1 protein-coding gene is annotated in these 476 nt (G+C 43.7%); it reads left to right on the top strand.

The genetic code is table 11. The annotated features are described in order from the left end of the window. A partial coding sequence (locus ACSLUH_RS19535; RefSeq protein ID WP_448570083.1) for a transposase occupies positions 1-476 on the top strand: 476 nt, incomplete at both ends.

Below are 476 nucleotides of genomic sequence, written 5' to 3'. Positions count from 1 at the left end.
CATCAAAGTCAGAAAATGTGGAATGCAGATGCCAATCACCCCACATGGTGTGGCTTATCACTACTAGGTGTTGATGGTGTTATTTGGCGTACACCAGATACGACTGAAAATCATCAGGAATTCTCTGCATGGAAGAACCAGCACGGCGACACGGCTTATCCTCAAGTACGTATGGTTTGCTTAATGGAGCTAACCAGCCATTTATTAATGGGAAGCGCCTTTGATAGCTGCCGTTCAAGTGAGATGGTATTGGCAGAAGACTTAATCGATGTAACTCCCGATAATTCACTGACGTTATTTGATAGAGGCTTTTATTCTCTGGGGTTGCTCAATCGCTGGCATCATGCAGGAAAAAATCGTCATTGGCTCCAACCTATGAGAAAAGGAACTCAGTATGAAGTCGTTCGCTCTTTGGGTCGTCAAGACAAACTCATCAAACTAAAAACAACAGCACAAGCGAGAAAGAAGTTTGCTGA

Source organism: Thalassotalea ganghwensis (genome assembly GCF_053485795.1).
Note: the sequence above shows the minus strand (reverse complement) of the source record. Positions and strands in the feature narration are given on the sequence as shown.